Annotated in this window: 8 protein-coding genes; 2 read left to right on the top strand and 6 right to left on the bottom strand. The window is 57.9% G+C overall.

Features of this window, described 5'->3' with window-relative positions:
- Together WBG04_RS07790 and WBG04_RS07785 are read left to right on the top strand one after the other, a co-directional pair.
- On the top strand, positions 1-719 hold a 719-nt coding region (locus tag WBG04_RS07790), incomplete at its 5' end, for an IS91 family transposase (protein ID WP_424313838.1).
- Positions 720-1,016: 297 nt separating this feature from the next.
- Positions 1,017-2,246 (top strand): 6-phosphofructokinase, encoded by a 1,230-nt coding sequence (locus tag WBG04_RS07785; RefSeq protein WP_424313837.1) that lies wholly within the window; start codon positions 1,017-1,019, stop codon positions 2,244-2,246.
- 148 nt (positions 2,247-2,394) lie between these two features.
- On the opposite strand, the gene WBG04_RS07780 is transcribed toward WBG04_RS07785, so the two are convergent.
- The 6 genes from WBG04_RS07780 to WBG04_RS07755 form a co-directional block, all read right to left on the bottom strand.
- The gene (locus WBG04_RS07780; protein ID WP_424313840.1) at positions 2,395-3,768 is read right to left on the bottom strand and encodes an NAD(P)(+) transhydrogenase (Re/Si-specific) subunit beta; all 1,374 of its coding nucleotides are present in this window, start codon (positions 3,766-3,768) and stop codon (positions 2,395-2,397) included.
- 12 nt (positions 3,769-3,780) lie between these two features.
- Positions 3,781-4,074 (bottom strand): NAD(P) transhydrogenase subunit alpha, encoded by a 294-nt coding sequence (locus WBG04_RS07775; protein WP_424313836.1) that lies wholly within the window; start codon positions 4,072-4,074, stop codon positions 3,781-3,783.
- 2 nt (positions 4,075-4,076) lie between these two features.
- On the bottom strand, positions 4,077-5,246 hold the full coding sequence (locus WBG04_RS07770) for an NAD(P) transhydrogenase subunit alpha (protein ID WP_424313835.1): 1,170 nt from the start codon (positions 5,244-5,246) through the stop codon (positions 4,077-4,079).
- 360 nt (positions 5,247-5,606) lie between these two features.
- Positions 5,607-6,275 carry a vWA domain-containing protein gene (locus WBG04_RS07765; protein ID WP_424313834.1) on the bottom strand — a complete coding sequence of 223 codons (669 nt, stop codon included), beginning with the start codon at positions 6,273-6,275 and terminating at the stop codon, positions 5,607-5,609.
- Between the two features lie 9 nt (positions 6,276-6,284).
- Positions 6,285-6,671 (bottom strand): hypothetical protein, encoded by a 387-nt coding sequence (locus WBG04_RS07760; protein ID WP_424313833.1) that lies wholly within the window; start codon positions 6,669-6,671, stop codon positions 6,285-6,287.
- Between the two features lie 262 nt (positions 6,672-6,933).
- The gene (locus WBG04_RS07755) at positions 6,934-8,844 is read right to left on the bottom strand and encodes a RecQ family ATP-dependent DNA helicase (protein WP_424313839.1); all 1,911 of its coding nucleotides are present in this window, start codon (positions 8,842-8,844) and stop codon (positions 6,934-6,936) included.
- Positions 8,845-8,989: the final 145 nt, after the last annotated feature.

Here is an 8,989-nt window from a genome sequence, read left to right as displayed (position 1 = left end):
TCGATCTATCAGAGCTGCTCGGTGAGCATTGGGAAAGCTATGCCCATACCCACCGGCAGCACCTTTGCACCGCCCACTACCGGGCGGTGCAGCGCGTCCTCGCGTGCCGCACCCCGGAAATGGGCGGCCGCCCCTATCGTTGTGGCGGATGTGAAAAACGCCACTACGCCTATCATAGTTGCAACCACCGCAGCTGCCCGCGTTGTGGCGCCCTCGACCAGCGAGTCTGGACCGCCAAGCAGGAGGCGCGACTACTACCCGTCCCGTACTTCCTCATCACCTTCACCATACCCGAGGAACTGCGCACCCTTTGCCAGCAGTATCCCCGTATCCTCTACGACCTCATTCTTCGGGAAAGCGCCGCCGCCCTTCAGGACGTCATTTCCACCAAATACCACGGAGCCCGCTGCGGCATCACCAGCGTGCTCCAAACATGGGACCGGAAAATCGGCCACCATCCCCACGTCCATATCATCGCCCCCGGCATCGCCTTCAACGCCGCCACCCGCCAGCTCGTCCACCCGAAGAAAGACAAATTCCTCGTCCACTTTCGCCCGCTCGCCGAGCGCTTCCGCAGCCGCCTTTATAGTGCATTGAAGGCCGACCACCCCGAGATCCATCAGCAACTCACCCCCAAGCAGCGCCACGTCCTGAGCCCCGCCAAAACATGGAACGTGGTAAAACGGGGTCAGTCAAGGTTTTCAGTCTTTGTGGTATGAACGTTGGCTTTGGAGAATTGAAGTCGTTCCCGGATAGGGACGGGCGGAGGCAGGTGAGCGGGATGATGGCGTTGCGACATCCGACGGTGAAGGTTTGCTGGGGTGCGAAAGAGTTGAGGATGGAAATCCCTACGTGGGCAGGATGACTGAAGCCGCATCTACGAACGAGGGAGAAGTGACTGAAACGCGGCGGGGAACCTGTTGAAAAGGCAGAAAACCCGGACTGACCTGTTTTAGCCTTTGCTTTCGGCTTCCCGTCTGACTCCTTTCGCCCCGCCAGGAAACCAGGCCAAGCTTATGGGTAAACTCGAAGGAAACGTTCTAATCGCTCAAGGAGGCGGCCCGACCGCCGTCATCAACCAGTCCATCGTCGGAGTCGCCCTCGAGGCCCGGAAGTTCCCCCAGGTCCATCGGGTCTATGGAGCACGCCACGGTGTCGAAGGTATCCTTAACGAGGACTTCCTCGACATGACCCAGGAAACGACCAACAACCTTGAGCTTGTTGGGGACACGCCAAGTTCGGCGCTAGGTTCCACCCGGATGAAGCCGACCGAAGACCAGTGCCGCCAGATGTTCAAGGTACTCCGCGCCCACGACATCCGCTACTTCTTCTTCGTCGGTGGAAACGACTCCGCCGACGGCTGCCGCATCGTCAATGACGAGGCCGGAAAAGCCGGCTACGAACTCCGTTGCATCCACGTCCCCAAGACGATCGACAACGACCTCCCCGGCAACGACCACACTCCGGGCTTTGGCTCGGCCGGTCGCTTCGTTGCTTCTGCCTTCGCGGGTGCCAACCTCGATAACCGCGCCCTCGCCGGAGTTTACATCGGCGTCGTGATGGGCCGTCACGCGGGCTTCCTTACTGCCATGTCCAGTCTCGCCAAGAAATACCCGGACGATGGCCCGCATCTCATCTACCTCCCCGAACGGACTTTTGATCCTGAAAAATTCGCCAAGGACGTAAAGGCCGTCTTCGATAAGTATGGCCGCTGCGTCATCGCCGTTAGCGAAGGCATCCACGATGAAAGTGGCGTCCCCATGGTGACAAAGCTCATGGACTCCGTCGAAAAGGATGACCACGGCAACGTCCAGCTCTCCGGCACCGGTGCTCTTGGCGATCTTCTCTCCGGCATCATCAAGGACAAGACCGGCATCAAACGCGTGCGTTCCGACACCTTCGGCTACGTCCAGCGCTCCTTCATCGGATGTGTCTCGGACGTCGACCAGAACGAAGCCCGCGAAGTCGGGGAAAAGGCCGCACACTTCGCCCTTTGGCACGACCTCGATGGCTCCGTCGCCATCCAGCGGACCGGCAACTACTCGGTCGACTACTCGCTTCAGCCCTTTGAAAATGTCGCCGCGCAAACACGCACCATGGAGGACATATTCATCAATGCCGAAGGTAACAACGTCACTGACGCCTTCCTCACCTACGCCCGTCCGTTGGTCGGATCCGGCTTCCCCCGCCCTCACCGCATCCGCGCCCCGAAGGTCGCCAAGATCCTCGGTTGGGGAGAAGACTAAATTACTCTAACAAAAAGGGAGGCGCACAAGCGTCTCCCTTTTTTGTGCCCGGAACTCGCGAGCTTCAGGTGAGAGAATTCCAGCCAGCAATCTAAAGCATGCCTTTTAGAATTTCGCGTCGTTTTGCGCGATTTCCTTGTTCCCCTCCTCACTCCTTGAACTGCGTTACCAATCCCGTGATCGTCTCCTTGGCGTCCCCGTATATCATCCGGGTGTTTTCACGGAAGAACAGCGAGTTCACCAAGCCTGAGAAGCCCGCTCCCTTACCGCGCTTCAGCGCGAACACGGTCTGCGCCTTGTGTACGTTGATGATCGGCATCCCATAAATCGGGCTCGTCTCATCCTCGAGCGCCGATGGATTTACCACGTCGTTGGCGCCGACCACGATCGCCACATCAACCATCTCCATCGTCGCATTGACGTCGTCCATTTCGCAAAGCTGCTCATAGGCGACATCCGCCTCCGCCAGCAGCACGTTCATGTGCCCGGGCATCCGACCCGCCACCGGGTGAATCGCATAGCGCACCTCAGCACCATTCTCGGTGAGAAGCTCGCCAAGCTCCTTTACCGCATGCTGAGCCTGCGCGACCGCCATGCCATAACCCGGCACGAAGACCACATTTCGCGCCGCTTCGAGCACGTAGTAGGCATCTTCCACGGATAGTGCCTTCATCTCACCTTCCACCGCGGCACCCGATCCGTTCGCCGCCCCGAAGCTTCCGAAAAGCACATTGCTCAGCGTCCGGTTCATCGCCTTGCACATGATCACCGTCAGGATCAGCCCGGAGGTTCCGACCAGGCAACCGGCCACGATCAGCACATTGTTGGCGATCACGAATCCCGCCGCCGCGGCCGCCAGTCCCGAAAAGCTGTTCAGCAAGGCGATCACCACCGGCATGTCCCCACCGCCGATTGGAATCACCGCCAGCACACCGAGCACCAGCGAAAGCACGATCACGGCATACAAGAGAGCCGGCCAACCGGTGGAAATCCACATCGCCCCGCAAACGAGAAGGCCCACAAACAAAACCATGTTGAGGGCTTTCTGCCCGGAAAAGCTCACCGCGCTGCCGCTGATTTTTTCCGCAAGCTTCGCCCAAGCCACCATCGATCCAGTAAACGTGACTCCGCCAATGAGCACCGTCGCCCAGACTGCGAATCCCGTAAATCCATCGATCTTCAAAACCCCTGCGACCTCAGCCCAACCCACCAGCAAACTCCCCAAGCCACCGAAGCCGTTGAACAAGGCGACCAGTTCCGGCATCCCGGTCATCTCCACCTTGCGTGCGCTTACCAATCCAATTCCGCCACCGAGGACGAGACCAGCGAGCACCATCCCCCAGTGCATTTCACCGCGCGAGACCTGTCCGACGACCGTCGCCAGCACCGCCACCAGCATCCCGATTGACGACAAACGGTTGCCCTTTCGAGCGGTATCCGCTTTCCCGAGCATCTTGATGCCGAGAATGAAAAGGATCGAGGCCCCGATGTAGGCGAGGTTTTGAAATTGTTCGAAATCCATCATGCCCCGCGTTTACTTTTTTCCTTTTTTGAACATCGCCAGCATCCGATCGGTCACCACGTAGCCTCCTACGACATTGATCGTAGCAAGCACCAGCGCCGCAAATCCCAACCAACGACCGAGCTGTGAGTCACCCATGGTCGATGTGGCGATGATTGCGCCAACCACCGTGATTCCAGAGATCGCGTTTGATCCCGACATCAGCGGAGTGTGCAGTTGGGATGGAACTTTCGCGATCAGCTCAAATCCGAGGAAACCGGCGAGAGTGAAGACAAAGAGAAGGAGGATGAGGGTCGATGGATCCATGACTATTTCTTGAATGCAGGGTGTTCGTTCACAAATTTCCCATCCCGGGTCAGCACCGCCCCCTTCAGGATCGGATCCTCGTCATCATGCTTGAAGCTTGAGGTTTCCTTGTCCCAGAAGTGCTCGATGAAATTGCTTAGATTGTTCGCGAACATCCCACTCGCATCCCGCGGGACGAAGTTCTCGAGCTTGGCGTGTCCGATGATCCGCACGCCATTGCCAGTCACCACTTCCTTACCCGCGACGACCCCTTCCACATTGCCACCCGTCTCCGCCGCCAGATCGACGATGATCGAGCCATGAGCCATCGAGGCCACCACATCCGCCTTCACCAGCAGCGGAGCCTTGCGGCCGAAGAGTTTCGCCGTGCAGATCACCACATCGCTCTCCGCACAGACCTTGCCCTGAGCCGCCCGCTGGATCTCCAGTTGCTCCGGCGTCAGCTCTTTCGCATAGCCCTGATCGGTCGAACCCGTTTCACCGAGATCAATCCGCAACGCCTTCGCCCCCAGCGATTCCGCCTGCTCAAGCGCCTCTTCCCGTGTGTCGAATGCGGTCACGCGCGCCCCCAGGCGCTTGGCCGTCGCGATGGCCTGAAGCCCAGCCACCCCAACGCCAATCACAAACACCTTGGCAGGAGAAATCGTGCCGGAAGGCGTCATCATCATCGGGAAAATCTTGTTCAAACGCTCGGCCGCCAGCACCACGGCCACATAGCCGGCGAGGTTCGCCTGCGAACTGATCGCGTCCATTTTTTGTGCGAGGGTCGTCCGCGGCATCATCTCGACCGACACCCCGGTGATCCCCGCCTCGAGCATCGCATCCATCCGCGCCTTGGCCGGCGTATCCACGGGCGCCTCACCATCTTCCAGGTGCACATGGAAAGGCTCCAGAAAGCCAATCAACATGGCCCCCCGCTTCATCATCCGGATTTCATCCGAGGCCAACGGGTTGACGCAGAAAACCAGGTCCGCCGACTTCAAACCTTCATCTCGCCCGATCTTCTCCGCCCCTTCGGCCAAAAAAAGCTCATCCGGAAAATCCGCCGCACCACCAAGGCCGGCCTCGATTCTCACCTCAATACCCAGACCTTTCAGCTTGCGCACGCTGGCTGGAGTCAACGCCGTCCGGCACTCGAGGTTCACCAGTTCGTTAGGGGCGAAAAGAAGCATGGGCAGTAACCGGGTTGTGGGAATGGCAATCTTCAGACAGTCGGTTTCGGATCCAACCGATTCCCAACAGGTTCGATGCTGAAGGGAAACCGGCCTCCCTGCCATGCAAAATCCTCCCGATGACTCCAATTCAAGAAAAACTGCCCATCGGTCACGCACTCTTTCCTCTAACTCGTGGCAAGCGTCACCCCATGGTCCGCACGTGAAAGCATCCCATCCAATGCACCTTGGGACAAGCGGCGGAGCCCTCCGACATCCCCGACATTCCAATCCTACTCGATCAATGACCACCATTGGACCGGGAGCCGCCTACTGCCGACGGCAGCTACCCGCGAAGCACCAAATGCTCGAAAGCTGACCCTACTTCAACTCCTGAACTTCAGCTCTGCCCCGCTCGTCCACGATCGTGAACTGCCCCTTGGTTTCCTTGGCCAGATAGATCAGGCCATCGACCGCACTCGGTTCCATCAGCGCGACGGTGTTGATGATCGTCTTCTTTCGACGGGCGAGTTTCCGGAGATCGTCGAGGAGTTCCTTGGTACTGCCCCCAGCCCCGTCGGTCATGAAGAAAATGATCTGGGGGGGTGGTTCCATTTCCAATGCCATTCTAAGGGGTGGACCCCAGTCGGTCCCCAAGGACATCGTCTGGTTCTCAATGTGCTTTTCGGACTGCCGGCGTGTCTTGGAGCTGAACTCAATCCACGGGACAGGCTGTTCTTCGCCTTTCGGTTCCCACCCGGAATAACTCCGCTTGCGACCTTCCCATTCGTAGCTGCCGGACTTGTCCGTGACGATGCCTCTGCCTGCCTCATTATCCACTTCGACATCACTTCCAGCGACCCAGGCAGGAGCGGAAAAGAAAATGATTTGATAGAGCATCGGTGCCCGGAGTTGCTTGATCGATTTGGTCAACTCCTCACGCATGAGTTCCTGTCGCTGCTTGCTCATCGATCTCGAAGCATCGATGACGTAGGCGACACGCTGGGCGACCACTTCCTGTTTGAAGAACGTCGTTCCTCCACCACCCACAGCGGCTTCTTAGTCCGCCATCTCCCAACCTGCCCCGAAATCGTCGCCACTGCCGAACTCCAGCGAGACTTCGCTATCATTGAACTCCATGTCGGGAACGGGAATCGCGAGCGGCGACGCCGTATTCGCAGCAATGACCCGCGCCTGCGATGAGGAAGGCGCCGTGGGCTTGGTCGTGATCTTCGTTTTCTTCTTCTGCTCGACCTCTTGTTCCGCCTGAACGGGAGCATTGTAGGCGACCATCACTGGCGTCTCCTTGAAGAACCCCGGCAGCAGAATCAACGTGAGGATCACCCCGACGAGAACCATCTCCAAAAGAGCAACGAAGAAGCTCACGATCATCGAGTTCCTCCGCTGCTTGTGAAGAGCCGCTTCCTGCTCGGGAGTTGGGGGCATGAAGATGTGGGACATGCTGCTTTAGGTCATCAAAAGGGAACAATTCCCCTACGCGCACAAACCTTTGAGCCCTTGGAACGATCGCGCCGATGATTTTTGAGACAATTTTTCTTTGAGGAAGAATACCGAAGGCGAAGAGCATAACTTTACCTCGAGCTCTAATCATTTGACTGTAATTTGGTTACGAAAAATCACGCACCCAAATCACACGAATCACCGCGCGGGCAGATTTTCTTACGGGCAAGAGCTCTGCCCTGAAAGACTAGGGAATCATTGTCTCCACCACCCGCTGCACCTCAGCAAATGGCGTGCCTTCGAGGAGACCGAACGCATCGTGACGTGTCAGGCGCGCACGCTGTGCGGCGGGGCTGGAAATCCCACAGAGAAAGCGGGTGAGCTGACGCGCCGTCTTCAAGGAGGCGTGTTTTTCGGAACGCAGATCCTGAATGATCGCCAACTGGTCCTGACCCACATCCGGCCATCTCGAACGGGGAATCGCCACCGGTCCGACCCCGCGACAACGATCGCAATGACCACAGGGCTTCTTCAGCTTCTCACCAAAATGCTCGGTCACGAAACCGGTCAGACAGCCCTCCGTTTCCGCCAGAGCAACCACCTGCTGCAGCCGCTCAAGGTCCGCCGCCTCGCGTTGACGGAATCGGTCATCAAGGTGAGCCGCGAGCTCACGCAAATCCATGTGGTCACGCAGCAAGCGGTAACCCTGCCGGACTCCGGACTTCTTCAAGATGATGTCTCCAGCTTCTTCGAGATAAGTCAGCGCGGTAACAATTCGATCCCGATCTTCACCCGTCTCCATGGCCACCTTGGCAATATCAAAATTGAGCCAACTCCTCCCCTCCTTCGCCGCGCCGAAGATCTTGCGCAGAAAACTCTTCCGCCGTGCATCGTAGCCGGAAAGCATCTTTTCCATGTCGCGGATCAGCCTCACCGAATAGGTCGAGTAAAACGGACGAGTCGCCTCAATCGCACCCTCAAGTTCGAGGTAGGTCAGCAGCGTGGTCACCACCAGCGGACGAATGTCGTTCACCGTCGAAAGCTCGTAAACGGACACATCAAACTCCTTGCCGATACGCAGCACGTGATCGACGAGATGCCTGACGGCGGCCGGCGTTGGAGTGTCGCCGTAGGTGAAGTTCTCCAAGGTCACCAGATCGTCGCCACAAGCAAGCAGCTCGCACACCGATTCCATTCCGTCGCGGCCGGCGCGGCCGGTTTCCTGTGAGTAGTTCTCAAGCGATTTTGGAAGATTGAAGTGAAAGACGGCTCGGATGTCCGCCTTGTCGATTCCCATCCCGAAAGCGATCGTTGCGACCATCACCCGCGTCTCGCCCCCCATGAACTTCTCCTGCGCAGCTGCACGAAATTCCGGAGGCAGACCCGCATGATACGCTTGCGCGGAAACCCCTTTCCGCTTCAGGAAGGTCGCCACCGACTCCGCCGTGTGCTGGAGCGTCACGTAGACCACTGCCGCCCCGTCGACTTCCCCAAGTCGCTTCAACAAATGCTCCATCCGCAGACTTGCATCCAACGGCGTGACGCGCAGATCGAGATTGTCACGGTGAAATGAAAGCTGGATGTGGTCATTCTTCGAGATTCCAAACTCGCGACGAATGTCATCGGAAACTGACGGGGTCGCCGTCGCGGTCAGGCACAGCACGCGTGGCACCTTGAGGTCACGGCAGACTTTTGCCAATTTGAGATAATCCGGTCGGAAATTATGGCCCCATTCGGAAATGCAGTGTGCTTCATCAATCGCAACCATTCCGATTTTCAAGCGGCTCAGCCGATGCCGAAACCCTTCGTTCGAAAGCCTTTCCGGCGCCACGTAGAGCAGCTTCAACGAACCCGACTTCAAGCCGTCCATCACCTCACCATACTCGTCCTGACTCAGTGAGGAATCGAGACGTGCCGCCGCAATCCCTTTCCCACAGAGCGCATCGACCTGATCCTTCATCAGGGCAATCAGCGGGGATATGACCAGCGTGACCCCTTCAATCATGAGTGCCGGAAGCTGATAGCAGAGCGACTTCCCACCACCGGTTGGAAAGACCGCAAGCATCGATCGACCATCCAGAAGCCCTTCGACCACCTCCTTTTGACCGGCACGAAACTCTCCGTGCCCGAACTTCTCTCTCATCACCGCCTCAGGCATCTTCACGACCCTGAGATGCGGCTAGCCGGGAAACAAACAGAATCCTTCGGCAGTTCGCACCTCCGGGCGGTGGATCATGCACAATGCCATGGAGTGCCTTTTTGTTTAGATTTTTTAATCAATCATTCCAATAGGAAATGACTCA

It is taken from the genome of Haloferula sp., assembly GCF_049672945.1.
GTDB lineage: Bacteria > Verrucomicrobiota > Verrucomicrobiia > Verrucomicrobiales > Akkermansiaceae > Haloferula.
The sequence above is the reverse complement of the archived record's forward strand: the minus strand, read 5'-3'. Positions and strand labels throughout refer to the sequence as shown.